The following is a 25,009-nucleotide window of genomic DNA, read 5'->3' as shown; positions in this document are numbered from 1 at the left end:
CTCATTGCAGCGGTCCTTTCCGGCCTTCGGGATCGTGGATCATGGCGGTTGCGATGAGAGGCGCGAGGGGCCGCTTTGCGGGTTCGGCGGTCTCGGCATCCGTGATCAGACCGGCCACCAGCTCGTCTAGTTCCTTCGCGTCCTCCGTGGTGCCGCCTTCCTTGGTCACGATGGCGGCAATCCGCTGGCCATAGTTCCACGCGATTGTCGGGAACTCGCCCATCGCCAGGGCAAGGCGGCGCGTCTCTTCGATCTGCGATGCCTTGAGGCTGATGATCACTTTCACGTCACGGTCTTCCATCACTCATACCCCTTCTCGAAATGCCACAGCCCGCCCAGCCAGTCGTCTGCCGTGGGCACGTCCCCGGACTTCATGTCCCAGGCGGCTTCCTTGATCTTCGACAGCGCGCCCAGCCCGCCGCCGTCCTGTCCCTGAACCGAAGCCGCCAGCTTTCGCACCGCGCGTTCATCGGTCAGACCGTGGGCGCGGCAAAAAGCTTCCACGTCGCCGGGTTCTGCTCCCGTGATCCGGACCCTCGGATGCGTCCGGCGCTTGATCTGAGGATATTTCGCCAGCACGCGGTCAAGGTTCGCGTCCCCAATGAAGGCAAGGCCAAAGCCGCCTTCCTCTTGCATCATCCGCGCCCACTCGAAAGCGCGATAGTCGTCTGTCCGCTTTTCTTTGCCGACGTGAATGAGGTTTTGAGCCTCATCTATCATCAGAAATCCATCGGGACCGATTTTGTTCGCGATCTGGCGACGGCTGTCTGCCAGGTTGCGGGCGTTCGGTTCTTGAAGGCCCAGCCTTTCGCAAAGCGCACAGGCAAGCCCCCATGGGCGCTCCTGATCCGGGCCAATGTCCACGATGATGCTCTCGGGCGCTTCGGTGTCGCGGAAGTGGAACTTGGTCCTTGTCTTGCCGACCCCCGAACCGGCGATAATCATGGTGATACCGCCCGTGGCCCGCGCACTGCGCAGGGACAGCATCATCTTTCGCGCGCTCTCTGTATCGACGAAACCCGCGTGCCGCGTCGGCGGTCGCTCGGGATTGATCCAGGTGACTTTCTCTGGCATGTCTTACCTCGCTGGTATGGGCACTTTGCCCGCTTGTGAGGCCGGAACGGTGATCCACCACCGCCCGACCGTTTCAGGGCCGATCCGCAGCGCGTCTTGCCTGCGCATCGGCCCAATTCTTCATCTGTTGTGCGGTGGGCCGGTACTCGACCTCTGCCACCTCAGGCACGAAGCCTTCCCGTCGCGGCAGTTCGAGAACCTTCGCGTCGGACAAGTCCCGCTTCGGGCGATCCTCTTGGAGCTGCGCCCGGAGCATGATTTTCAGATCGTCCAACCTGCGTTCCGGGTACTGCGCCTTGAGCTTGCGGAAGATTTCCCTGATCCGCCGCTTTTCGGTCGCATCGGCGCGCCGTCCTTCTTCGCTGCCATGCGCGGTCTCGACCACGTTCGGCAGGGTTTCCAGAAGCAGCCGCCCAGGCTCATCGCTGCCTTCCCAGGTGCAGACCATGGCGGGTTGGTTGAAGTCATTCGGGTTGAACCCGACAAGCACTTGTTTACCCACGAAATTCAGCATCACGCCTTGCGTCGAGGCGTCACCAAAGAAGCCGTCATCGAACCGGATGCGCCCGTCAGGCTGCACCGTCTTGCGCTTCCAGACCATGCCCAGGCGGCGCTTCATCAGCGGCGTCACGATGCGCGCAGGGCGATCCTGCGACAGCCGCTCAAAGGCCATGTCGCGGCTTTCGCCCTTGCGCAGGCCCTTCACCCGGTTGTCGGTCGATGCGTTCAGATCGGCTATCGACTTGGCAAGAACCCGCTCGAACTCTTCGATTGGTATAGGCGCGCCCTTTCCGCCGTCAGGGTCGTTCGGGCCGGGACGCTGTGCCCCATGAAACAACGGGTCATTGTCCGTGCGGCACAGGTGTGACCAGACGTTTTCCTGCAAGTTGCTCTTCTTCGCGGCAACGCCGGTGTTCGCCAGTTCGATTTGCAGGATGGACAGCACACCGGGCTTCTCCCAATCCGCGTCCTTCATCTGTTTGCGCCGAAAGAACGGGTGTCTGCCGCCCGCGATGCGCTTGGAGTTGAAGGCCCCGCCGTTGTCGAACCGGATCTTGATCGGACGCCCATGCGTCTCGCAGGCGGTTGTAACCGCTGCTTCGGTCACGTCCGCATTCTCGGACTTGCCGACAGCCCAGCCCACCGTCTTCCGGCTGGCACGATCCACCAGGGCGACAACCACGGGGCACCCCACATAGCCGTCAGGCCAGATGCAGCGCACCTTGAATTCCCGCCCGTCGCCGTCCCACAGGTCGTTTGCCGCCATGTGATGCGCGCTCTGCGGTTGCGACAGGCGCAACATGGCTTTCGCCCGTTCCTCGCCCAGCTCCATCGCCAGGCGTTCAATCGGGTCCATTTCCTTCCAGCGCCGCCGGATCGTGTACAGCGGGGGCCAGTCCCAGCCCATTGTCGCCGCTGTCTCCGCAACCTTCTGATAGGCTGCCTTGAGCGGCTGGCCGGTTCCATTCTTGCCGCCGAAGTAGACGCAGGCGCACAGCATTTCCCAGGCGTCCGGTGACACCGGATGCCGTTCGCTCCCGCCGCGCCAACCCGGTGCCAGGGCCGGTGCCCAGTTCGCCGGGTCGACACCTTCGGTTTTCGCCTTCCAGTCCTTCATGGTGTTGCGCGTCGGGAAGTCCCTGAACGCCTTTTTCCCGGCGGCTTCGATCTGGGGCCAGCTCATGCCAGCCCGCTCACGCTGCACGATGAAGAGCAGCTTGGCCGCGTTCTCTTGGGCGCGCCGCCGCGTGTCGAAGGTCTCCGCCGCAAGCCGCACGTGCGCCGCGTCGTCATACTGTCCAGGATCGAACTCGGCTTCCTCCGCCTGACGGTCGAGATAGGCTTGCCGGGTGTCCTCGGGCAGGTCAGAGAGGTGGAAGACGAACCGCTTTCCAGCGGGTCGAAGATCAACGCCAAGGTTTCGCAACCATTTCCGAACGCCCGGTCCAGTTGCCGGGACACCGGGGAGACCCTGAATTTCGGATACCGCCAGCACTCTACAACACCACCCCAGCCGCCTGCATTACGCGAGACTTTAGGTCCGCCGCTTTTGTTCCCTTCCAGCTCCCGAAGAAGACCGCGCGGACATTCTGGATGTGCGTTCCGTTCTCGCGGCACCACTCGTTGAGCGTTGTTCCCTGAACGATGAAGCCAGCCCGCACCCTTCGGTAAAGAGCTTTCGCTGCATCCTCTGGTGTGTTAGTGACTGACATAAGCACAGTTCCGGCGGCTAAATTGTTACCATCGGAGCCTATGTCTACCAAGGGGGATTGTCAATGGGCGATAGCCCTTCAAACGATGTGCTTGTAGAAAGGCTTCATCTGCTCCGAGCGCGGAGCGGTCTGAACACGCAGCAGTTGGCGGCGCGCTGTGGCATCCCCAAAAGCTCCATGGATAGCTATCTGCGTGCGAAGAACCCTAAGAGGCCGGGAATAGATGCGCTGATCGCCATCAGTGACGCCATGGGCGTGTCGCTTGATTGGCTCACAGGTCGCGTTGACGATAGCAACCAGCCGAAGGTGTATAGCCGAGACTATGCTTTAGGGTGTTTCAACACTGTGTTGGCGCTGATCGCCTGGTTGAGGCAAGCGCATCGGGAAGCGCCCGACGCCTTCATGTCAGAAGACAGCATTGCAGGACACGAGGATGCAGAAATCGCGGCACGGAGCATGGTCGAATTCATCGACGCGATGCACGCCTTCGCCGCCAATAGCGAAGGTTGGGGACCGCAGCGGCGCGACCTCGCACGCCGTCTCGAACAGACAATGAGAGCTACGGAAACCGGAAACTAATCCGTTTCCGAAAAGGTGTGGGGTGTGGGGTGAATAGCCCACACCTTGGAAACGCCATCACTGATTTCATTGAATAATTTCTAAGCGCAACCCAGCGGGCCACCATGTTTTCCGCCCGAAACACCCCGAAACTGTCAAAACCCCTGTAACCGACCTCCCTGCAACCCATTGATTTTATTGAAGCAGTAACTTGGCCCCTGTCAGTTTCAGTTGTTCGCGCTCAGCTGCCGCCTCTGGCCCTGCGGTCCATTCACCCCCGGGATATTTCGGGACCAATGAGGGGGATTGCCGCGGACATGGGGCGCGGGCATCGCGTCGCGGCGGGCGCTTGGGGCTTTTGCCACGGCGCGGGCTGGGGTAAGCCGCTGGCATGGAAATGAGAGTGTCCGATCTGACGGTGGCGCGCGGCGGCCTGCCGGTGCTGGAGGGGGTGTCCTTCGGTCTGCCTGCCGGTGGCGTGCTGGTGCTGCGCGGCCCGAACGGGGCGGGCAAGACGACGCTGTTGCGCACCGTGGCGGGCTTGCAGCCCGCGCTGGCGGGCCGGATCGAGGGCGCGGGGGAGCGGATCGCCTATGCCGCCCATGCCGACGGGCTGAAGAGCATGCTGAGCGTGGGTGAGAACCTGAGGTTCTGGGCGCAGGTCTTTGGCACCTCCGGGATCGGCGACGCGCTCGAGGCCTTCAACCTGCTGCCGCTGGAGGACCGGCTGGCGGGCACGCTGTCGGCCGGACAGAAGCGGCGGCTGGGGCTGGCGCGGCTGATGGTGACGGGGCGGCCGGTCTGGGTGCTGGACGAGCCGACCGTTTCGCTGGACACCGCGTCCGTCGCGCTGTTTGCCGAGGCGGTGCAGCGGCACCTTGGGCAGGGGGGATCGGCGCTGATGGCGACACATATCGACCTGGGGTTTGCCGAGGCGCAGGTACTGGATGTCGGGCCGTTCCGGGCGCGGCCGCGCGCCGCCGCGCAGGACGAGGCGTTCCTGTGATCGCGTTGCTGACACGCGACCTGCGACTGGCGGTGCGGGCAGGGGGCGGCTTTGGCCTGGGCCTCGCGTTCTTCCTGATCGTGACGGTGCTGGTGCCCTTCGGCGTGGGGCCGCAGGGCGACCTGCTGGCGCGGATCGCGCCGGGGGTGCTGTGGATCGGCGCGCTGCTGGCCTGCCTGCTGTCGCTGGACCGCATCCTGGCGCTGGACTGGGAGGACGGCTCGCTCGACCTGCTGGCCACCGCGCCGCTGCCGATGGAGGGGATCGTCGCCGTCAAGGCGCTGGCGCACTGGATCACCACCGGGCTGCCGCTGGTGCTGGCCGCGCCGCTGCTGGGGGTGCTGCTGAACCTGCCGGCGCCGGGCTACCTTTGGGTCTTTGTCAGCCTGGCACTGGGCACGCCCGCGCTGTCGGTGATCGGCACCTTTGGCGCGGCGCTGACCGTGGGGCTGAAGCGCGGCGGGCTGTTGATGTCGCTGCTGGTGCTGCCGCTCTACGTGCCGACGCTGATCTTTGGCGCCGAGGCGGCACGGCGCGGCACCGAAGGGCTGGCGGTGGAGACCCCGCTGCTGATGCTGGCGGGGATCAGTTTCGGTGTCACCGCGTTGCTGCCGTTCGCCAGTGCGGCGGTGCTGCGGATCAACCTGCGTTAGGTCGATGGGTCAGCAAACCTTGCGGCCAAGCGATCGCGGCGCGACACTTGACATAAAAAAATCAAATTCATGAGGCATTTCGTTGCGCAGGTTGTTCCGCCATGCCACCGTCCGATAAAATCCAACCAACAAAGGCATCTTTGATGAAACGCGTTCCGGTCCCAGTTCAGAAATTGGCTTGTTGTGCAGCAACGGCGTTGTCCCTTGCCTTCGTTCCTGTCGCGTCTTCGGCGGCGACGCTGAACAACCCGTTCGACATCGTCGTGAACTTTGTCGGCGGCCTTACTGCAAGCCAGCAGGCGGTGTTCACTGGTGCCGAGGCTTTCTGGGAGACGATGATCCTGGGCAACCGGTACGATCTGAGCTTTGGTCCCCTGACCATCGACGCCCAGGGCATACCGATCGACGGTGTCGGCAACGTGCTCGGTTCCGCCGGGCCGTCGACGGCGATCAGGACCATCGGGGCGCCGCAGGACTATGCCTATGTCACCTCCGGCATCATGTCGTTCGATACCGCCGACCTCGCGGCCCTTGAAAGCGACGGCAGTCTGTTCGACGTGATCGTGCACGAAATGGCGCATGTGATCGGGTTCGGAACGATGTGGAATCCCGCTGTCTACGGCGCGGTCTTTGCCGGAACCCAGAACGTGTACACCGACGGGACCGGGCAATATACCGGCGCCTTCGGGCTGGCGGCCTACAATGCCGAGTTCGGGCTGAGCGCAAGCTACGTTCCCGTCGAACTGGGGGGCGGCCCGGGCACCGCTGACGCCCACTGGGACGAGCTGACCTTTGCAGGCGGCGAACGTGACATCATGACCGGGTTCCTGGACAGCGTCAGCCCGTTGGCGGACGCGCCCTTTGCAGCCTCGACGCTGTCGGCGACGACGATCGCGTCCTTTGCGGATATCGGCTACATCACCTCGGTGACCGATCCCCAGTACGTGGTGTCGCCCGTGCCGCTGCCCGCCTCGCTGGCCTACGTTCTGATCGGGCTGGCAGGTCTTGGCGGGCTGCGACTGCGCAAAAGCCGCAAGGCGTGACGCGGACGGGCCGGGTACTTTCCGCCCTTGCCGGGCTCGGCCTGATGACGGGCGCCGCCTTTGGCGCCTGTCCCGACCTGCCCGGGGCCGAGGCCTCCGGGCCAGTGATCCTGTTCGATGTCGTCGATGCGGAGCAGCCGCAGGATCCCCCCTTGTTGCGGATTTATGCCGACGGCCAACTGCGCGTCCGGCTGCGGGGGGATGTGCTGGACGGCGGCATGAGCCGCGAGGCGCTGGCCACCCTCCTGCATGACATTGTCGTCACCGGGAAACTGGCCGAAATCGACGGGTCCGCCATCCGCGAAGCCCTGACCCAGGTGGATCAGACGCCGCAGAAAGACGGAACCATTCGGCTGGGCGGCGTCATGGCCGATGCGCCGACCAGTTTCCTGCGCGTCGACCTTCCCGACTGCCGCTTTGACGTGCAGGTGTTCGGCAGCGCCCTGTCTGCGCGGCAGCACCCGGATGTGGCACCGCTCCAGCGCTTTCGCCAGATCGAGGTGCAATTGCTGGAGATCGTCACGCAGGTGCAGACTCGCTGATCTCGGCCACCCTGGCGCCCGTCCCGCGGATCAACCTGCGGTGAGCGCGTCCCGGTGACGTATTGCGCCCGGGGACTATTTGCGCTGTAACCGCCGGGGTCAAGGGAGGCGAGAGGCGATGTCGATCTGGGAATACGCCAATCCGGTCAAGTTCATCCGCACGGCGGATTTCCTGCTGCCCTGGGTGGCGGGGGCGGCGGTGCTCTGCCTGGCCACCGGGCTGATCTGGGGCTTTTTCTTCACCCCGGATGACATCCGGCAAGGTTCGACCGTCAAGATCATCTACCTGCATGTTCCGGCGGCGCTGATGGCGATCAACGCCTGGCTGATGATGCTGGTCGCCTCGCTGATCTGGATCGTGCGGCGGCACCACGTCAGCGCGCTGGCGGCGCGGGCGGCGGCCCCGGTGGGCGCCACCTTTACCGTGATCGCGCTGTCCACCGGGGCGATCTGGGGGCAGCCGATGTGGGGCACCTGGTGGGCCTGGGACCCGCGGCTGACCTCCTTTCTGATCCTGTTTCTGTTCTACCTCGGTTACATGGCGCTGTGGGAAGCGATCGAGAACGACGACACCGCCGCCGACCTGACCTCGATCCTCTGCCTGGTCGGGTCAGTCTTTGCGCTGCTGTCGCGCTACGCGGTGATCTTCTGGAACCAGGGCCTGCACCAGGACGCGACCTTTTCGGTCGACAAGGAGCAGAACATCGCCGACGTCTTCTGGTATCCGGCGCTGATCTGCATGGCGGGTTTCGTGCTGCTGTTCCTGGCGCTGGTGCTGCTGCGGACGCAGACGGAAATCCGGGCGCGCCGGACCCGCGCGCTGCTGGCGCGGGAGCGCATGGCATGATGCCGGAGCTGGGCAAATACGCGGGAGCGGTGCTGTCGTCCTACGCCGTGTCGCTGGTGCTGATCGTGGCGCTGGTGGCGGTCAGCGTCTGGCGCGCGCGCCGAGTCCGCGCCGAATTGAAGCGGATCGAGGAGCGTCAGAAGAATGGCTAGGCTGTCCCCCCTCATGATTGCCCCGCCGCTGATCTTTGCCGCGATCGGCGCGCTGTTCTACTTTGGCCTTGGGCGCGACGGCCAGAACGAGCTGGAGTCGATGTTCGAGGGCAAACCGGCACCGGCGATGACCTCCGAGGCGCTGCCGGGCTACGCGGCCATCACGCCGGAAATGCTGGCGTCGGGCGAGGTGACGCTGGTCAACTTCTGGGCCAGCTGGTGCCCGCCCTGCCGCGCCGAGCACCCTGTGTTGAAGCAGATGCAGGCCGAAGGCATCCGCATCGTCGGCGTCAACTTCAAGGACAAGGCAGACAACGCCCAGCGCTACCTCAAGGACGACGGAAACCCCTTCCTGGCGGTGGCCTTCGACCCGGCGGGCCGGACGGCGATCGACTGGGGTGTCACCGCGCCGCCCGAGACCTTTATCCTGGATGGCGACGGCACCGTGCTGTTCAAGTTCGTCGGTCCCCTGGTCGGCTCCGACTACCAGCAGCGCTTTGTCCCCCGGCTGAACGAGGCGCTGGGGCGCTGATCTGAATTACCTGAGAAACTGTCCGATTGCGCGGTACACTGGCTGCACGTGCGAGTCGAAGTGTTTTTACGCGAACAGGATTTCAGGGAGACGACTATGAAAACGATTGTGACCGGTATTGGGCTGGCGTTCGTTGCGACGCTGGCTCAGGCGGAGCCAAGCCTCGAACGGGGCAGGTATCTGGTCGAGGGACCGGCAGGCTGCGGCAACTGCCACACGCCGATGGGGCCGCAGGGCTTCATCGCCGAGCAGAACCTGGCTGGACGGCTGGTGGAAAAGAACCCGGGCTTCACCGCGATTTCCGCCAACATCACGCCGGGCGGCGACGTGGCGGGCTGGACCGATGCGGAACTGGTGCGCGCCATCCGCGAGGGCATCCGGCCGGACGGCTCGGTGATCGGGCCGCCGATGCCGATCGTACTGTATCGCGGGCTGTCGGATGATGACGCCATGAGCATGGTGATGTACCTCCGTACGGTCCCGGCGGTGGACAACGATCCGGGCGAAAGCGTCTACAACATCCCGCTGCCCCCGACCTATGGCCCGCCGCTGACCACGGTCTCGGCTCCTCCGCAGGGGGTGACGGTGGATTATGGCGCCTACCTCGCCGGGCCGGTGGCGCATTGCCTGGAGTGCCACACCACCTTTGGCGAGATGGGGCCGATGTTCGACACCCACCTGGGCGCCGGCGGGTTCGAGTTCCATGGACCCTGGGGCACCTCGGTCGCGGCGAACATCACGTCGCACCCGGACGGGCTGGCGGGGTATTCGGACGAGGAGCTGGCAAAGATGATCACCCAGGGTGTGCGGCCAGACGGATCGGCCATGCTGCCGCCGATGCCCTACGGCTACCTCGCGAAGATGACCGCCGACGACCTGGCGGCGGTGATCCTCTACCTGCGCAGCATACCGCCTCTGCCCGATCCCAGCTGATCTGAACGGTCAGAGGTCGCAGACCTCGGTGGCGGCGGCCGGCTGGGCACAGCTGGTCGCCGCCGTGCTGTGCCCGGCATAGGCGCCGATCACGGCCAGCATCAGAAGCGCGGCGGCTTGCAGAAGGGTCAGGGTTTTCATGGCTCTGCCTCGTCGTTTCTTGCCCCCACCAAGATGGGGTCACGAGGCGTTGATACAGGGGGAAAAGCCCCACGGGCAGGTCAGGAAAACCCGCACTGACGGGCCTTTGCGCGGATTTCGGCGAATCTGCCCGCGATTTCGGCAAAGCCTTGCCGCGGGCAGGAGGGGTCAGGCGCTTTCGGCGAGATCCTGCGCGGGGTGCAGGGTCAGCCTGTCGCGCAGGTCGTGCGGCAGGTGGCGGGCCGCTCTGATCCGCAGGTATGGCATCTCGGCGATGATCCGTTCGCAGCCGTGGAGATCGCTTACTGCGTCAAGGTTGTCGGCACCCGCGCCAATGGCGAGGATCACGGCCTGCGCTGCGATCTTGAGAGCGAGGGGCGGTGAAGATGTCCGGCGGTTGGGCCGTGGGCGCAGCATCGATCCGGTTTGCCCAGGCCAGCGCCGAGGCGGTCTCGACCTGCCGTAGAATACCATGCCCCGGTCGGCGCTGATCGCGGAGAGCGATAAGGCCAATTGTGCCTGGGTGACCTTCGCGGTCGCGCCGTGACGACACACCGCGCGTTCAGGCATGAAAAAGGCCCCCCGGACAACCGGGGGGCCCTGTGCCGTCACGTCGTGACAGGGATTACTCAGCGGCGATTGGCGCCTTGGCCAGGTTGCGCAGCACATAGTGCAGCACGCCGCCATGTTCGACATACTCGATCTCGATGGCAGTATCGATCCGGCACTTGATGGTGATCTCCTTCACCGATCCGTCGCCGTAGGTGATGGTGCAGGGCACCTCCTGCAACGGCTGGATGCTGTCGAGGCCGGAGATCGAGACCGTCTCGTCGCCCTTCAGGCCCAGCGACTTGCGGGTGTCGCCGCCGGTGAACTCGAACGGGATGACGCCCATGCCGACCAGGTTCGACCGGTGGATACGCTCGAAGCTCTCGGCGATGACCGCCTTGACGCCCAAGAGCGCGGTGCCCTTGGCCGCCCAGTCGCGCGAGGACCCCGCGCCGTACTGTTCGCCGCCGAAGATCACCAGCGGTGTGCCCTGATCCTTGTAGGCCATGGCGGCGTCGTAGATCGAGGTCTGCGCGCCGTCCGGCCCCTTGGTGTAGCCGCCTTCGACACCATCGAGGATCTCGTTCTTGATGCGGATGTTGGCGAAGGTGCCGCGCATCATGATCTCGTGGTTGCCGCGACGCGAGCCGTAGGAGTTGAACTCGCGCGGGGCGACCTGGCGTTCGGTCAGGTACTTGCCTGCGGGGGTATCGGCCTTGAACGACCCGGCGGGCGAGATGTGGTCGGTGGTGATCATGTCACCCAGGATCGCCAGCACGCGCGCGCCCTCGATGTTCGAGATCGTGCCCGGCTCGGGCGACATGCCCTGGAAGTAGGGCGGGTTCTGCACATAGGTCGAGCTGGCCGGCCAATCGTAGGTCTCGGCCTCGGTGGTCTTGACGCCCTGCCACTTCTCGTCGCCCTTGAAGACGTCGGCGTACTTGGACTGGAACGCCTCGCGGGTGACGACCCTTTCGACCAACTCGGCGATTTCCTGGTTGGTCGGCCAGATGTCCTTGAGGAAGACATCGTTGCCGTCCTTGTCCTGGCCGATCGCTTCGGTGGTCAGGTCGATGTTCATGTCACCGGCCAGCGCGTAGACCACGACCAGCGGCGGCGAGGCCAGGTAGTTGGCGCGCACGTCCGGCGAAATGCGGCCTTCGAAGTTGCGGTTGCCCGACAGCACCGCGGTGGCGATCAGGTCGCTTTCGCTGATCGCCTTCGAGATCTCCGGCTGGAGGGGGCCGGAGTTGCCGATGCAGGTGGTGCAACCGTAGCCGACCAGGTTGAAGCCGACGGCGTCCAGGTCCTCTTGCAGGCCGGCGGCCTCGAGGTACTCGGTCACCACCTGCGATCCCGGTGCCAGCGAGGTCTTGACCCAGGGCTTGCGGTTCAGGCCCAGCGCGCGGGCCTTGCGGGCGACGAGGCCCGCGCCGATCAGCACGTAGGGGTTGGAGGTGTTGGTGCAGGAGGTGATTGAGGCGATCACCACCGACCCGTCGCGCAATTCGTAATCCTCGCCTGCGACCTTCACGCTCTTGTGCAGGTTGACCGGCTTGGTGGCCACCGGGCCTTCGTCGGCCATGTCCTTGGCTGCGGCCGAGATGTCGATGCCGCGGTAGTCGGCGACGACCTTTTCAAAGGCCGACGCGGCCTCCGTCAGCTTCAGGTAGTCCTGCGGACGCTTGGGCCCCGAGATGGCGGGAACGATGGTGCCCATGTCCAATTCAAGCGTCGAGGAGTAGATCGGGTTGTAGTCCGGACCGCGCCAGAAGCCATTTTCCTTGGCATAGGCCTCGACCAGGGCGATGCGCGATTCCTCGCGGCCGGTGACGCGCAGGTAGCGCAGGGTCTCGTCGTCAATCGGGAAAAAGCCGCAGGTGGCGCCGTATTCCGGGGCCATGTTGGCGATGGTGGCACGCTGCGCCAGCGGCAGCTTGTCCAGGCCGGGGCCGTAGAATTCGACGAACTTGCTGACCACGCCATGCTTGCGCAGCATCTCGACGACCTTCAGCACCAGGTCGGTGCCGGTGGTGCCCTCGACCATCTCGCCGGTCAGCTTGAAGCCGACGACCTCGGGGATCAACATGGAGATCGGCTGGCCCAGCATGGCGGCCTCGGCCTCGATGCCGCCCACGCCCCAGCCCAGCACGGCCGCGCCGTTGACCATGGTGGTGTGGCTGTCGGTGCCGACGAGGGTGTCGGGGTAGGCGACCATCTCGCCGTTCTGGTCGGTGTCGGTCCAGACGGTCTGGCTGAGGTATTCCAGGTTCACCTGGTGGCAGATGCCGGTGCCCGGGGGCACCACGCGGAAGTTGTTGAACGCGGTCTGGCCCCACTTGAGGAAGGTATAGCGCTCCATATTGCGCTCATACTCGCGGTCCACGTTCATCTGGAAGGCGCGCGGGTTGCCGAACTCGTCGATCATGACCGAATGGTCGATCACCAGGTCGACCGGGTTCAGCGGGTTGATCTGCTGCGGGTCGCCGCCCAGCGCCTTGATGCCGTCGCGCATCGCGGCCAGGTCGACCACGGCGGGAACGCCGGTGAAGTCCTGCATCAGCACGCGCGCCGGACGGTACGCCAGTTCGCGGTCGCCCTTGCCGCCGTTCTTGGCCCAGTCGGAGAAGGCCTTGATGTCGTCCACGGTGACGGTCTTGCCGTCCTCGAACCGCAGCATGTTCTCCAGCACCACCTTCAGCGCGGCGGGCAGCCTGGAAAAGTCGCCCAGCCCGGCCGCCTCGGCCGCGGGGATCGAGTAATAGGCGACGGTCTGGCCGCCAGCCTGAAGCGTCTTGCGCGTCTTGGCGCTGTCATGGCCTACAGTGATGGTCATCAGTACCTCCGATGGGGTCGCGATAGGGGGATCGTTGCGCCTCTCTTGCCTCAAAGGCAGGTCCTCAATCAAGGGGGGTGCGGCGTTTTGTATACCGTGGCACACAGTTTCTATTTCTATCAGACGGCAGTTCGTGGCACAAGGCCGCCCAGGCGTCGGCCGGGCGCGCGGGCGCGTCCTGTGCCCGGCTCACCCTGTCTCGCAAAACCTTGATTGGTGTTCGCAAACCGGGTTGGGTAGACCCGTGAAGCACAGGACACCGAAGGCGGGGACTCGATGGGCAGGTTCAAGGGGATGATCGCGGCGCTCGGTATCGCTGTTGCGGGCGCTGGTCCGGTCGTCGCGCAGGACTCGCCCGTGGTCGTCGAACTCTTCACGTCGCAAGGCTGTTCGTCGTGCCCGCCGGCCGATGCACTGCTGGCCGAACTCGGCGACCGCGAGGATGTGATCGCCCTGGCGTTGCACGTCGATTACTGGGATTACATCGGCTGGAAGGACGTGTTTGCCCAGCACGCCTTTACCAAGCGACAAAAGGCCTACGCCCGCACCGGCGGCTGGAAGATGATCTACACGCCGCAGATGGTGGTGAACGGGGTCGACGACGTGGTCGGTTCGCGCTCGATGAAGCTGGCGGACCTGATCCAGAAGCACGCCGATCGTCCGCGCACCGTCGACCTCAGGGTCGCGCGCGCCGGCGATCACCTGACGATCCGCGCCGAGGCGCTGGGCCAGGTGCGGCCCTGCGACATCCACGTGGTGGTCTACATGCCCCGCAAGGAGGTCGAGATCACGCGCGGCGAAAATGCCGGCCGCACCCTGACGTACACCAATGTCGCCACTAACTGGACCGTCGCCGGGCGCTGGGACGGCAAGGGCGTCTACGAGGGGCGGGTCAGGCTGGACGGCGCGCTGCCGGTGATCGTGCTGGTGCAGGATCCCGACAACGGTCACATCGAGGCGGCCGCGCGCTTGCGCTGACGCTTTTCCTGCCGTTTGGGTTTCCAGCGGCGATGCAACCACATCCACTGACCGGGATCCTGCTTGATCCGCGCCTCCAGCCGCCGGGTGGCCTCGCGCATCATGTCGACGGGATCGCCGTGGGCGATGGGCTCCTCCAATACGGCGTCAATACCGTAGCGGTCCGGGTGGCGGATGCCAAAATAGGGCACCACCAGTGCGCCCGTTTTCAGGGCGATATCGGCGACTGAGGTCAGGGTGGGCGCGGGCTTGCCAAGAAAGTCGATAGGGACGCCAGCGCTGTCAAAGACGTCGAACAACAGCACTGCCATGCCGCCATCGCGGATGTGCTTGATCAGACCCATGGTGCCACGGCGGCCTTGTTCAAAGACCGGCTCACAGATGTCGCGCATGTTCTGGACGTAGTGTTCGTTGAAGAACGGGTTGGACATGGGGCGGATCAGCCCGCCGATCTTGTAGCCGCGCGCCACCATGGCGCATCGGCCGCACTCGCCGCTGCCGTAATGAGCGGTTACGAGCAGCACCGGGCGGCCCTCGGCGCGGGCCTGCTCCACGGCGGCAAGGCCGGGGCCAGTGAGTTTGGCCCGTGCCCCGCGCTCCAGCATCTCCGGAACGTCGTAATTCTCGATAAAGGCGCGCGCCACGTTGTCGATCACCTGGTCGGTGATGCGGCGCGCCTCGGCTTCGGGCAGGTCAGGCCAGACGTAGGCCAGGTTGGCGCGGACCCGTGCCGGCCAGCCGATCACCGGGGCGACCAGCCGCCGGACGATCCAGCTGACCAGTTTCAGCCGGGTGCGGACAGGCAGCCGCATGGCCATCCAGACCAAGGCACGGATCGCGTAATCCGCAAGCCGGTCTTCCCAGCCGCCATGCCTGCGCGGCTCGCGCTTGGCTTTGGTTGTCTTGCCCACTGGCTCCCTCGGTCTGACCTGTGGCTCGTTTTAGCCGCACAGCCCGAGTGCGGCAAGGTCGGGCCAGGTTCGCGCGAGGCGTCACTCCTCTGCGTTCGGGTCGCGCAGTTCGATCTCGCCGACGGACACGAGATCGCGGATCGCCGCCACCACCGCGCTCATGGCCTTTTCGCCGGTCTTGGGCTTGACCTCGCCCAGCGCGCCGGCCTCTTCGCGGATGTTGTCGCCCAGCCGCTTGGACATGTTGGCGTAGAGGAAGGCGACGGTCCGCTGCTCGTCCTCCGACCCGGTGCTTGCGGCGGCGATGGCGGTGGCCAGCGTCGCGGCGTCGACATCGCGGGTGATCTTGGGGACGTCGATGGCGTTCAGCCGGTCGGGGATGTTGGCGAAGGTAAAGATCGCCTTGCGCACCGCTTCGGCGAACTCGGCGTCCTCCTGCTCGAGGTTCTGCAACAGGTCCTCACGGATCGTGGTGTTGGAATAGTTCAGGATCGCACCCAGCCGTTCATCCGGCCTCGCCTTGAAGGCGCGCGGCGGTTCGGCGTCGATCTGCGCGGCGAGGCTGATGCCGATGCGGTCCACCGCGTCCGGCGTGACACCCGTGGTCATCGAGACGGCGTATGAGATGCGCCGCGCCTTGTCGCCGGGCAGCTTGGCCAGGACCATCGCCGCCTTGCCGACGTCGATCTTGGACATCATGACGGCCGCGACCTCGGTGCTTTCGGACAGCACCAGTTTCTTCAGCCGGTCGACGTCCAGCGTATTGATCCGCTGCCACGGATCGCCAGTCTGGCGCACCCCGGCCTCCTTGCGCAGGCGGTGGGCGGTCTGCGGGCTGATCTTGCCGTCCAGCGCGGTCAGCGCCCCGGCCATGTCGCCAGGAAAAGCCAGACCGACCGATTCCAGCTCGTTCGAGAATTCCTCGACCACGGCATTCAGCGTCTCGCGGTCGATGTAGCGCATGTTGCCCAGCAGCATCGTCAGCTCGGCCTGGTATTCCTCGGGCAGCGCGGCGAGCGGGACGTCGGCGCCTTCGTTCAGCAGGAACTGGACGATGATGGCGGCCTTGGCCTTGCGGGTCAGCCGGGGCCGGGCCGGGCCAAGCGCCGAAGGCGCGGGAAGGGCAGCGAGTGCAGGCATGGGGGCGGTCCGAACATGTTGTTGAACGACAGGCCAAAGGGATAGCCGCTCAAGGTTTCCGGTCCGTTAAGCGGCGAGGTCGCGACGCGTCCGCGAAGCCTTTGCAAATAATGACAAATCTTCCGTTTCGATTAACCGGCCGTTAGGATGTCGCGGCGCAGACTGCGGCCCTTGGAATGGGGAGTCGGTGATGAAAAGGGAAGTCGGTGACATGCATGCCAATCCGCGCGCGCCCGATCTGTCGGTCTCAAGCTGCCTGGTGGTCGATGACGATACGTTCGACCGCCACATGATCAGGCGCTGCGTCGGCCGGGACCGGCCCGGTCTTCGGGTGCATGAATGCGCCACGCTGGCCGAGGCGCGCAGTTTCCTGGACTCCGACCACGCGGATCTCATCCTGCTGGACAACCGCATGCCCGACGGCCTCGGGGCCGATTTTGCGCGCGAACTGCGGGACGATCGGCGGCTGAACGACGCGGTGATCTGCGTCGTCACCGGCGGCGACCCGCGCGACCTGGGCGAGGACGTGACCGCGCTGTCCAAGGACCGGCTGTCGACGCGCCAGCTTTGGGACATGGTGGGCACCTCTCTCGAGGAACGCAGGATCCTCAAGTCCTCCGGTCAGCCGCAGATACTGGCCGATTTCGGCGATGGGGCGGACGACCGGCTGGCGCCCGGCCTGTCACGCATGTTGCGCACGCTGCGCATGGCCCGCGCCCGGCTTGCGCGCCGCGATCCGCAACTGGCGATGGAAGAGCTTGAAAAGCTCGAGGAAATGATGCTGGCCCTGGTCGATGTCGTCGAGGGTGCGCGGCAGCCGTGACGATGCCACGGCACGAAAACGGGCAGCCCCTGGGAGCCGCCCGATCGTGCCTGTGAACAGCCCGGAAGGGCCGGGTATGAGGTCAGCCCGTCGTGACGACGCAGGTGCCGGATTCGGCGTCGTAGACCATGCCATCGGTGCAGGACATCACCTGCTTCACGTGGCCGGCGCACTCCGCCATCGCCAGCACCGGAGCCACCATGAAGGCGGTCGCGGCGAGGATCATCTTCAACGTCATTCTTCCTTCCTTCTGTTGCTGTATCCGGAAGGATAGCACGGGCCGGTCGCCCGTCCAAAAGAATGTTGCTGACGGCAGGCGTACCCCGCAAGATCGTGAACAGGACCCGCCCGAAAAACGGGCAGGCCCCCGACAACGGCGCCTGACAGTCGACGCCGCCCGACGACAAACGCGCCTCAGCCCTCGCCGAACACCCGGTCAAAGATCGTGTCGACATGCTTGGTGTGATAGCCAAGGTCGAACTTCTCGTTGATCTCGTCTTCGGACAGCGCCGCGCGCACTTCCGGATCGGCCAGCAGTTCCTCGCGAAAGTCGGTGCGGTGATCCCAGACCTTCATCGCGTTGCGCTGCACCAGGCGGTAGGCGTCCTCACGCGACACGCCGGCCTGCGTCAGCGCCAGCAGCACCCGCTGCGACATCACCAGGCCGGGGAACTTGTTCATGTTGTCCAGCATGTTCTGCGGGTAGACCAGCAGCTTGTCGATGACGCCGGTCAGGCGTGACAGGGCAAAGTCCAGCGTGATGGTGGTGTCGGGGCCGATGTTGCGCTCGACCGAGCTGTGCGAGATGTCGCGCTCGTGCCAGAGGGTCACGTTTTCCATCGCCGGGATCACCGCCATGCGGACGAGACGGGCCAGGCCGGTCAGGTTCTCGGTCAGCACCGGGTTCTTCTTGTGCGGCATGGCCGACGAGCCCTTTTGCCCCATCGAGAAGAACTCGGCCGCCTCCAGCACCTCGGTGCGCTGCATGTGGCGGATTTCGGTCGCGATGTTCTCGATGCTGGAGGCGATCACCCCCAGCGTGGCGAAAAACGCGGCGTGCCGGTCGCGCGGGATCACCTGCGTGCTGATCGGCTCGGGCACCAGGCCCATCTGGTCGCAGACGTGTTCTTCGACCGCCGGGTCGATGTTGGCAAAGGTGCCGACCGCGCCGGAAATGGCCCCGGTGGCGATTTCGGCGCGCGCGTCGCGCATGCGCGACAGGTTGCGGTCCATCTCGGCGTAGAAGCGGGCAAAGGTCAGGCCCATGGTCGTCGGCTCGGCGTGGATGCCGTGGCTGCGGCCGATGCGGATGGTGTCCTTGTGCTCAAAGGCGCGGCGCTTGAGCGCGGCCAGCAGCCCTTCGATGTCCTTGATCAGGATGTCGGAGGCGCGCACCAGCTGCACGTTGAAACAGGTGTCCAGCACGTCGGACGAGGTCATGCCCTGGTGGACGAACCGCGCCTCGTCGTTGCCGATGATCTCGGCCAGGTGGGTCAGGAAGGCGATCACATCATGCTTGGTCTCGCGCTCGATCTCGTCGATGCGGTCGATGTCGAAGGTCACGTCATTCGCCTTCCACACGGCCTCGGCGTTGGCCTTGGGGATGACGCCCAGCGCGGCCATCGCATCGCAGGCGTGGGCTTCGATCTCGTACCAGATGCGGAACTTTGTCTCGGGCGACCAGATGGCGACCATCTCGGGGCGGGAGTAGCGGGGGATCATGCGGCGGACCCTTTCGTGGATTGTCTCTGGCAGAGCGCTGCCTTTACGATGGCTCTACAGGTCCTGCAAGGAGCGCGCGATGAGACGGATTGCCCCCCATGCCGAGGCCGCCGGCACGGCGCTGCGGCTGGCGGAGTTCCTGGGCCGCTGGCGGATCGCGCGGGAGATCATCCAGGATGACGGCACGCGCGGCACCTTTGACGGCGTGGCGGTCTGGACGCCCGAGGGCGACGGCGCGCTGTATGTCGAGACCGGGACGCTGAGCCTGGGCGGGCAGGGGCGGTTCGCGGCCGAACGGCGTTACAGGTGGGGCGGTGACCTCGGCGTGTTCTTCGACGACGGGCGGTTCTTTCACCAGGTGCCGCCCCTCGGGGGGCCTGTCGGCCACTGGTGCCCGCCGGACCAGTACGATGGCACCTATGATTTCGGCGCCTGGCCGCGTTGGCAGGTCATCTGGCACGTCCGGGGACCGCGCAAGGCCTATGTCAGCACCACCACCTACACCCCGGACGACTTGATAAGCCCATGATTTGCCCGGACATTGCCGCCATCCCGGCCGGTATACCGATGCATTCATTTAACGCTTTGAAAACGCGGGTTTTTCGCCTTTACTTTGCAGGTGCAGCAATTCATCTTGCAGGGATCATCCGGAGCTGACCCATGCCGCCCATCCAGGACCATCCGCTGCGTTACAAGCTGGCCAACGAGCTGCACGCGCGCCCCTTTCCCTCGCTGACGACGCCGTGCCGGGCGATCTACCTGGCCATCAAGCAGCCGGGCAACGCCGCGTCGCGGGACCGGAGCCTTGATGTCGCGCATCTGCTCGAACTGCTGGACCGGCACGACACGCCGCACCCGCAGCCGGGAGCGACACATTACCAGGGGCAGATCGGCCAGCACATGCTCAAGTGGGAGCAGCACACCGAGTTCGTGACCTACACCGTGTTCCTGCCGGGGCTGGGCGAACGGCCCTTTGACCCGGCGGATTTCGACGTGTTCCCCTCGGACTGGCTGGACCGTGCGCCGGGCGTGCGGGTGACCTCGGCCATGCTGCGCGTCGACCTGCGCCCAAAGGACGACGAACAGATCAGCCGGATGGTGAACGACTGGATGGTGCCGGAGAGCGTCGCCGTGAGCGAAGTGATCGACGGCGAGGCCGTGGTGGCGGGCGATTTCCGCATCGATCCGGCCGGGCATCAGCGCTTTGCCGTCTTCACCCGCGCGGGCGTGGGCCAGCGCCGCGTCGGGCGGATCGTGCAGCGGCTGTGCGAGATCGAAACCTACAAGGCGATGTCGATGCTGGGCTTTACCCGGGTCGGCGCGATCGGACCGCGCATGGGCCAGATCGACGCCGAGCTGACCCGCCTGATGCAGGTCATGACCGAGGACGACGGCCAGGAAGAGGCGACGCTCAAGACCCTGCTCAAGGTCTCGGCCGAGCTGGAGAGCCTGTCGGCGCAGACCTCCTTTCGGCTGGGTGCGACAGGGGCCTACGAGGCCATCGTCGGCCAGCGGATCGAGGTGTTGCGCGAGGTGCGGTTCCTCGGCCGCCAGACCTTTGCCGAGTTCATGACCCGGCGCTACGACCCGGCCATGCGCACGGTCAAGAGCGCGGAGCGACGGCTGGAGAGCATGACCAACCGCGCCACCCGCGCCGCCGACCTACTGCGCACGCGGGTCGAGGTGGGACGCTCGGCGCAGAACCAGCAGCTACTGGAAAGCATGGACAAGCGGGCAGAGTTGCAATTGCAGCTGCAAAAGACGGTCGAAGGGCTGTCGGTGGTGGCGATCAGCTATTACGCCGTCTCGCTGGCGGGCTACCTTTTGTATCCGGTGTCCGAGGCGCTGGGCATGAGCAAGGGCATGCTGACCGCCCTGGTGACCGCGCCGGTGGTGGTGGTGGTCTGGCTGATGATCCGCCGCATACGGCATCACATGGAAAAGAGTGGCCCGGACCTCTGAGCCTATCGGCGCAGGTCAGGACAGAGGCCCCGGGTCAAGCCCGGGGCGCGTGTTGTCCGGGCCTTGCCCATGGTTCTGAAAGGTGTTCGGGGAGGCGGCGCTGTCGGGGGGGACGTGAACCCCCTGGGCGCTGCCTCCCCGGCCTTCTCCTCCCGAGGGGACCATGGGCGTCGTCTACGGGACGTCAGACGCTCATTCTGCGGGGTGCAGGGCGGCGGTGCGCGAGGACGCACCGGAGAGGAGGAGGTTGGTGACCAGCGCGCCCGCCGTGATGGCCGCCAGGGCCAGCAGGGCCGCGATCGACAGCGTCGGCACACCCGACAGGCCCGCGCCCACGGTGCAGCCGCCGGCCAGCACGCCACCCACGCCCATCAGCGCCGCCCCGGCCAGGTAGCGGCCGGTTTCGCGCGGGCTGGTAAAGCTCTGCCACTGGAAGCGGCGGGCCGCCAGCGCCGAAACAAAGGCGCCCAGCAGCACGCCCCCCACAAGGCCCACGCCAAAGCCAGCCGGCACGGCGGTGGAGGCGACGGTATAGAACAGCGTGTCGGCCCAGGTCGAGGTGAAGGCGAGGCTCTGCATCGCGATCGGGTCGAAATCATCGTAGAGGACAAAGCCCGTGCCGACCCAGCCCAGCGGCACCAGCAGCCCGATCAGCGCGCCACCGGCCAGCATTGGCCAGCGGTTGCCCGAGCGCGCGGCATAGACCAGCGCCAGCACCGCAAGCGCGGCAGTCCAGAGCGCGGCACCCCCCGGCAGCGCAGCCAGCGTGGTCGTCTCGCCCAGCGGTAGGGTCACATCGGCCAGCGCGACGCGGACCGGGGCCAGCAGGCCCTTGAGCGTGGCATGGGCGACCACGGCAAAGACCGCCAGCACGGTCAGCGCGCGCAGGTTGCCCGAGGCGGTCAGCACCGTCAGCCGCGATACGCAGCCCCGCGTCAGCACCATGCCCGCGCCGAACAGCGCGCCGCCCAGCAGGATCGCGGCCACGGGCAGGTCGGAGGCCAGGAAGCGGTGATCGCCGAAGTCGATCCAGCCCAGCGCCACGGCGCCCTGGGTGCCCAGCAGGGCAACGGCGAGACCGGTCAGCCAGACGCCCAGCGCGGCGCGGCGGTCTTCACCGACTAGCCCGCGGCGGAAACAGAAGCGCGTGCGTTCGGCCAGCAGGCCAAAGGCGGCCCCGAGGATCAGCGCGAACCAGACCGACGCCTGCGGCGCGGTGAGGGTGTCGAATCCCAGCGATTCATACATGGCAGTCTCCGCAAATCAGGAATTCCGTTCCAGATGCGGGCGAAAAACCGTTCTGGCAAGGGGTTATACGGAAGATCCGCGTGCCAGATCGGGAACGATGTTCCGAAATGCGCGCAAGGGCCGAACGGCTGTTCCTGCCTGCTCGGGGCGGTGGGCAGACCGTCCTGCCTCGATTGCGCAGGGTAGGGCGCTGTCCTTATTTCCGCCGGACGGCAGATCGGCACCAGAACGGGCCCGGTCCTGCGTCAGGCGGTCCAGCGCATCCTTTGCCGCCGCCCGCTCTGCGCGCCGACGGGAAGGAACCCGACCCGCGACAGAACCGGGGCAAGGCCGGTGTAGCCGTCGCTCCATTGCAGCTTGTCGCCGCTGGGGACATGGGCGGCGGCCTCGACCGCCGCAGCGCCGTTTTGCACGGCAAAGACGCAGGCGGCGCGGCCCAGCGCCTCCATCAGGCCCTGCCCGCGAAAATCCTTGTGGATGAAAAAGCAGGTCATCGCCCAGTCGCGGTCCAGGTCGGTGTCCTTGGCCGCCTTGCCCGCGCGGGAGGCGTTGAACCGGGGAAGGTCGGCGCGCGGCGTGACCTGGACCCAGCCGGCGGGGCACCCGTCGATGCGGGCCAGAAGGCCGGGCGGGTGGTCCATGGCCTGCGCCTCGAAGGTGGCGCGGCGTTCGGGCTGGGTCATGGCGTCAAACACCCGGGCCGGCACGCGCCACCACATGCACCAGCAGCCCTGCGTGACGCCCGCGCTGTCAAAGAGGATCGCGAGGTCGGCCAGGTCATCCGGGCCGACCGCCGTGATGACGGGGTCAGATGCGCTCACCGGCCCCGGATGCGCGGGTCGAGCGCGTCGCGCAACCCGTCGCCGAGGTAGTTCACGCTGAGCACCGTCAACGAGATGGCGATGCCGGGCAGCAGCACGCGTTCGGGGAATTCCTCCATCCGCACCACGGCATCGGCCAGCATCTTGCCCCAAGTCGGGAAATCCGACGGGAAACCGACACCCAGAAAGCTGAGCGCAGATTCGGTAATGATCGCCGTGGCGAGACCCAGCGCGGCCGACACCATGATCGGCGACAGCACGTTGGGCAGCAGGTGGCGACGGATGATCTTGCCCTGCGTGGTGCCGATGGAGCGCGCCGCGAGCACGAACTCGCGTTCCTTGATGGCCAGGATGTCGCCGCGCACGATCCGCGCCGTCGGCATCCAGGAGGTGATGGCGATCATCGTCACGATCAGGATGAACATGCCGCCCTCGGGGCCGAAGTTGGCCCGCAGCGGCTGGCGGAACAGCGTCACCGCCAGCAGCAGCAGCGGCAGGATGGGCAGCGACAGGAACAGGTCCGTGGTGCGCATCAGCAGGCCGTCCAGCCGCTTGTAGTAGCCGGCCGCAACGCCGACGGCGGTGCCGATGATCAGGCTCAGCACCATGGCGGCCCAGCCTACGGCCATCGAGGCGCGCCCGCCGGCCAGCATCTGCGCCAGCTGGTCGCGGCCCAGCTGGTCCGAACCGAAGGGCTTGTTCCAGCCGGTCTTGGCGTCGCTGTCCCACAACGCCACGTAGATCGGGCGGAAGTCCTTGTTGCGGATGTCGATCTTTTGCGGATCGACCTGGTAGAGCAGCGGGCCCACCAGCACGGCGAGCGTGATGAAGATCACGAAGCCCAGGCCGAACATCGCGCCCTTGTGCTTGCGCAGCTGGTCCCAGACGTCCTTGCTGCGCGAGCGCGGCGGCTTGGACGGTTCCTTGTCCTTGAGCGCCTCGATGGCCTGAAGCGGGGTATCCGGCGAGTCAGTCATAGCGGATCCTCGGGTCAAGCAGGCCGTAGAGGATATCGGCGATCAGGTTGAACAGCACGATCAGCACGGCAAAGATGAAGGTCAGCGTCATGACCATGGGCAGGTCGTTGGCGAACAGCGCGGTGATCAGCAGCTGGCCGATGCCGTTCACCTTGAACACGTTCTCGGTGATGATGGCGCCGCCAAAGATGCTGGGGATGCCCAGCGCGATCACGGTGACGACCGGGATCATCGAGTTGCGCACCACGTGGACGTTGACGACGATCGCTTCGGACAGGCCTTTGGCGCGGGCGGTGCGGACATAATCCTGGTTGAGGTTGTCCAGCATCGACGCGCGCATGTAGCGCGACAGCTGCGCGGTGATCTGCAGCGCCAGCACCATGACCGGCATGATCATCTGCGCCAGCTGGACCTTGAAGCTGGCCCAGTCGGTGACGACGTGGGTGGTGTCGTAGATCGAGGGGAACCAGCCCAGCTGCACCGAAAAGATCACGATCAGCAGCGGCCCGGTAAAGAACGGCGGGATGGAAAAGCCGATCATCGTTATGAAGGTGCCCGACTGGTCGAAGATCGAATACTGCCGGTAGGCGGAATAGATGCCGACGGGCAGGGCGATCAGGATGGCCACCACGTAGGCGGTGCCGACCACGGTCAGCGTCTGCGGCAGGCGCTGGATCACGATGTCCATCACCGGCGACCGGGTCTGCCAGGAGATCACGCGTTGATCCCGCACCAGGATCTGGGTCACGCCATCGACCTCGCGCACGCGGCCGGCGGCGCGAAAGGCCTCCAGCTGATCGGCCGTGGGGACGGCGACAGGCACCTCCCAGTGCCAGGCAAACTGCGTCCCGAACATCCAGTCGACCATGACCTTGGGTTCGGTCCAGAACATCTGGACCAGCCATTTCCAGTATTGAACGAGCGGCGGCTCACCCAGGCCGAGCGCCTGGCGCATCTTTTCCTTGACCTCCGGCGGCACGGTCAGCGGGACCTGCGCCATCGGGTCGCCGGGGGCGAGTTGCAGCAGCATGAAGATGACGAAGCTGATGAACAGCAGCGTCGGGATCGACAGGATCAGACGTCGTGTCGCGAAGGAGAGCATCGGCGCCTCGGGGCAGGGAGGTCGGGAAAGGCAAGGCGGGGGGGGGGCCCCCCCCCCCCCCGCGGCGGGGGGGGGGGGGGGCGCCCCCCCCCCCCGCCGGGGGCCGGTCAAGGGGTCCCGGGCCCGGCGGGGGCGGGCCCCCACCCCGCGTTCCCGCACGTGAGGGGTAAGCCGCCCGCCAGGGGTGGAAAGGGCGGAAGACAGCGACGGCGGGCGCCGCGGGGGCGTGGGGCGCGTTGGTCTGCC

At 66.0% G+C, this 25,009-nt stretch carries 28 protein-coding genes; 13 read left to right on the top strand and 15 right to left on the bottom strand.

Annotation, left to right across the window (positions count from 1 at the left end; all coding sequences use genetic code 11):
* Position 1: 1 nt before the first annotated feature.
* From MAA8898_RS25275 to MAA8898_RS25265, 3 genes are all read right to left on the bottom strand, one after another.
* The gene (locus MAA8898_RS25275) at positions 2–301 is read right to left on the bottom strand and encodes a hypothetical protein (RefSeq protein ID WP_094023792.1); all 300 of its coding nucleotides are present in this window, start codon (positions 299–301) and stop codon (positions 2–4) included.
* The gene (locus MAA8898_RS25270; protein ID WP_094023791.1) at positions 301–1,074 is read right to left on the bottom strand and encodes an AAA family ATPase; all 774 of its coding nucleotides are present in this window, start codon (positions 1,072–1,074) and stop codon (positions 301–303) included. The genes MAA8898_RS25275 and MAA8898_RS25270 overlap by 1 nt, the downstream gene beginning before the upstream one ends.
* A 73-nt stretch (positions 1,075–1,147) precedes the next feature.
* Entirely contained in the window at positions 1,148–3,070 is a 1,923-nt protein-coding gene (locus MAA8898_RS25265; protein ID WP_141194959.1) for a transposase domain-containing protein, read from the bottom strand.
* A gap of 280 nt (positions 3,071–3,350) precedes the next feature.
* Here MAA8898_RS25265 and MAA8898_RS25260 point away from each other — a divergent pair, with 280 nt between their 5' ends.
* From MAA8898_RS25260 to ccmB, 3 genes are all read left to right on the top strand, one after another.
* Positions 3,351–3,866, top strand: a complete 516-nt coding sequence (locus MAA8898_RS25260) for a helix-turn-helix domain-containing protein (protein WP_094023789.1) — start codon at positions 3,351–3,353, stop codon at positions 3,864–3,866.
* Positions 3,867–4,236: 370 nt separating this feature from the next.
* The gene (ccmA, locus tag MAA8898_RS25255; RefSeq protein ID WP_094023788.1) at positions 4,237–4,851 is read left to right on the top strand and encodes a heme ABC exporter ATP-binding protein CcmA; all 615 of its coding nucleotides are present in this window, start codon (positions 4,237–4,239) and stop codon (positions 4,849–4,851) included.
* Positions 4,848–5,504 (top strand): heme exporter protein CcmB, encoded by a 657-nt coding sequence (gene ccmB, locus MAA8898_RS25250; RefSeq protein WP_094023787.1) that lies wholly within the window; start codon positions 4,848–4,850, stop codon positions 5,502–5,504. Before ccmA ends, ccmB begins: the two co-directional genes overlap by 4 nt.
* Before the next feature lie 9 nt (positions 5,505–5,513).
* Here ccmB and MAA8898_RS26065 read toward each other — a convergent pair whose 3' ends face one another.
* On the bottom strand, positions 5,514–5,696 hold the full coding sequence (locus tag MAA8898_RS26065; protein ID WP_141194958.1) for a hypothetical protein: 183 nt from the start codon (positions 5,694–5,696) through the stop codon (positions 5,514–5,516).
* 5 nt (positions 5,697–5,701) lie between these two features.
* Between MAA8898_RS26065 and MAA8898_RS25245 the strand changes: the two genes are divergently transcribed.
* The 6 genes from MAA8898_RS25245 to MAA8898_RS25220 all read left to right on the top strand — a co-directional run bounded on the left by MAA8898_RS25245 (position 5,702) and on the right by MAA8898_RS25220 (position 9,553).
* Positions 5,702–6,547 (top strand): hypothetical protein, encoded by an 846-nt coding sequence (locus MAA8898_RS25245; protein ID WP_094023786.1) that lies wholly within the window; start codon positions 5,702–5,704, stop codon positions 6,545–6,547.
* Positions 6,548–6,651: 104 nt separating this feature from the next.
* On the top strand, positions 6,652–7,089 hold the full coding sequence (locus MAA8898_RS25240) for a hypothetical protein (protein WP_141194957.1): 438 nt from the start codon (positions 6,652–6,654) through the stop codon (positions 7,087–7,089).
* Positions 7,090–7,207: 118 nt separating this feature from the next.
* Entirely contained in the window at positions 7,208–7,936 is a 729-nt protein-coding gene (locus tag MAA8898_RS25235) for a heme ABC transporter permease (RefSeq protein ID WP_094023784.1), read from the top strand.
* Positions 7,933–8,088 (top strand): heme exporter protein CcmD, encoded by a 156-nt coding sequence (ccmD, locus tag MAA8898_RS25230; protein ID WP_094023783.1) that lies wholly within the window; start codon positions 7,933–7,935, stop codon positions 8,086–8,088. The genes MAA8898_RS25235 and ccmD overlap by 4 nt, the downstream gene beginning before the upstream one ends.
* On the top strand, positions 8,081–8,620 hold the full coding sequence (locus MAA8898_RS25225) for a DsbE family thiol:disulfide interchange protein (protein ID WP_094023782.1): 540 nt from the start codon (positions 8,081–8,083) through the stop codon (positions 8,618–8,620). Before ccmD ends, MAA8898_RS25225 begins: the two co-directional genes overlap by 8 nt.
* Positions 8,621–8,716: 96 nt before the next feature.
* Positions 8,717–9,553 (top strand): cytochrome C, encoded by an 837-nt coding sequence (locus tag MAA8898_RS25220; protein ID WP_094023781.1) that lies wholly within the window; start codon positions 8,717–8,719, stop codon positions 9,551–9,553.
* Between the two features lie 9 nt (positions 9,554–9,562).
* Here the strand turns inward: MAA8898_RS25220 and MAA8898_RS27175 are convergent, their stop codons facing one another.
* From MAA8898_RS27175 to acnA, 3 genes are all read right to left on the bottom strand, one after another.
* Positions 9,563–9,694: a hypothetical protein gene (locus tag MAA8898_RS27175; RefSeq protein ID WP_281252923.1), complete on the bottom strand. Its 132-nt coding sequence runs from the start codon at positions 9,692–9,694 to the stop codon at positions 9,563–9,565.
* 168 nt (positions 9,695–9,862) lie between these two features.
* Positions 9,863–10,042 carry a hypothetical protein gene (locus MAA8898_RS25215; protein WP_094023780.1) on the bottom strand — a complete coding sequence of 60 codons (180 nt, stop codon included), beginning with the start codon at positions 10,040–10,042 and terminating at the stop codon, positions 9,863–9,865.
* Positions 10,043–10,319: 277 nt separating this feature from the next.
* Positions 10,320–13,079: an aconitate hydratase AcnA gene (acnA, locus tag MAA8898_RS25210; protein WP_094023779.1), complete on the bottom strand. Its 2,760-nt coding sequence runs from the start codon at positions 13,077–13,079 to the stop codon at positions 10,320–10,322.
* Between the two features lie 276 nt (positions 13,080–13,355).
* Between acnA and MAA8898_RS25205 the strand changes: the two genes are divergently transcribed.
* The gene (locus MAA8898_RS25205) at positions 13,356–14,057 is read left to right on the top strand and encodes a DUF1223 domain-containing protein (protein WP_094023778.1); all 702 of its coding nucleotides are present in this window, start codon (positions 13,356–13,358) and stop codon (positions 14,055–14,057) included.
* Here the strand turns inward: MAA8898_RS25205 and MAA8898_RS25200 are convergent.
* Both MAA8898_RS25200 and MAA8898_RS25195 read right to left on the bottom strand, forming a co-directional pair.
* Positions 14,027–14,968 carry a lysophospholipid acyltransferase family protein gene (locus MAA8898_RS25200; protein ID WP_245853639.1) on the bottom strand — a complete coding sequence of 314 codons (942 nt, stop codon included), beginning with the start codon at positions 14,966–14,968 and terminating at the stop codon, positions 14,027–14,029. The two genes, MAA8898_RS25205 and MAA8898_RS25200, sit on opposite strands and share 31 nt — an antisense overlap.
* Before the next feature lie 81 nt (positions 14,969–15,049).
* On the bottom strand, positions 15,050–16,108 hold the full coding sequence (locus tag MAA8898_RS25195) for a flagellar motor switch protein FliG (RefSeq protein ID WP_094023777.1): 1,059 nt from the start codon (positions 16,106–16,108) through the stop codon (positions 15,050–15,052).
* Positions 16,109–16,298: 190 nt separating this feature from the next.
* On the opposite strand from MAA8898_RS25195, the gene MAA8898_RS25190 reads away from it, so the two are divergent.
* Positions 16,299–16,931 (top strand): response regulator, encoded by a 633-nt coding sequence (locus tag MAA8898_RS25190; RefSeq protein ID WP_094023776.1) that lies wholly within the window; start codon positions 16,299–16,301, stop codon positions 16,929–16,931.
* Positions 16,932–17,013: 82 nt separating this feature from the next.
* Here MAA8898_RS25190 and MAA8898_RS25185 read toward each other — a convergent pair whose 3' ends face one another.
* Both MAA8898_RS25185 and purB read right to left on the bottom strand, forming a co-directional pair.
* Complete coding sequence (locus MAA8898_RS25185) at positions 17,014–17,169, bottom strand: carbohydrate-binding module family 14 protein (RefSeq protein WP_094023775.1); 156 nt, start codon at positions 17,167–17,169, stop codon at positions 17,014–17,016.
* Positions 17,170–17,345: 176 nt separating this feature from the next.
* The gene (gene purB / locus MAA8898_RS25180) at positions 17,346–18,653 is read right to left on the bottom strand and encodes an adenylosuccinate lyase (RefSeq protein ID WP_094023774.1); all 1,308 of its coding nucleotides are present in this window, start codon (positions 18,651–18,653) and stop codon (positions 17,346–17,348) included.
* Between the two features lie 79 nt (positions 18,654–18,732).
* On the opposite strand from purB, the gene MAA8898_RS25175 reads away from it, so the two are divergent.
* Positions 18,733–19,182, top strand: a complete 450-nt coding sequence (locus MAA8898_RS25175) for a DUF6314 family protein (RefSeq protein WP_094023773.1) — start codon at positions 18,733–18,735, stop codon at positions 19,180–19,182.
* A gap of 131 nt (positions 19,183–19,313) precedes the next feature.
* Positions 19,314–20,615 carry a DUF3422 family protein gene (locus tag MAA8898_RS25170; RefSeq protein WP_094023772.1) on the top strand — a complete coding sequence of 434 codons (1,302 nt, stop codon included), beginning with the start codon at positions 19,314–19,316 and terminating at the stop codon, positions 20,613–20,615.
* Positions 20,616–20,807: 192 nt separating this feature from the next.
* On the opposite strand, the gene MAA8898_RS25165 is transcribed toward MAA8898_RS25170, so the two are convergent.
* The 4 genes from MAA8898_RS25165 to MAA8898_RS25150 form a co-directional block, all read right to left on the bottom strand.
* Positions 20,808–21,863, bottom strand: coding sequence for a YeeE/YedE family protein (locus MAA8898_RS25165; RefSeq protein ID WP_094023771.1), 1,056 nt, complete (start codon positions 21,861–21,863; stop codon positions 20,808–20,810).
* A 245-nt stretch (positions 21,864–22,108) separates the two neighbouring features.
* Positions 22,109–22,684 carry a GNAT family N-acetyltransferase gene (locus MAA8898_RS25160; RefSeq protein ID WP_094023770.1) on the bottom strand — a complete coding sequence of 192 codons (576 nt, stop codon included), beginning with the start codon at positions 22,682–22,684 and terminating at the stop codon, positions 22,109–22,111.
* A complete protein-coding gene (locus MAA8898_RS25155; protein ID WP_094023769.1) occupies positions 22,681–23,661 on the bottom strand; it encodes an ABC transporter permease in 981 nt (326 codons plus the stop codon). Before MAA8898_RS25155 ends, MAA8898_RS25160 begins: the two co-directional genes overlap by 4 nt.
* Positions 23,654–24,763, bottom strand: coding sequence for an ABC transporter permease (locus tag MAA8898_RS25150; RefSeq protein WP_094023768.1), 1,110 nt, complete (start codon positions 24,761–24,763; stop codon positions 23,654–23,656). Before MAA8898_RS25150 ends, MAA8898_RS25155 begins: the two co-directional genes overlap by 8 nt.
* Between the last annotated feature and the right edge of the window lie 246 nt (positions 24,764–25,009).

It is taken from the genome of Antarctobacter aquimaris, from assembly GCF_900184945.1.
Lineage (GTDB): Bacteria > Pseudomonadota > Alphaproteobacteria > Rhodobacterales > Rhodobacteraceae > Maliponia > Maliponia aquimaris.
The sequence above is the reverse complement of the archived record's forward strand: the minus strand, read 5'-3'. Positions and strand labels throughout refer to the sequence as shown.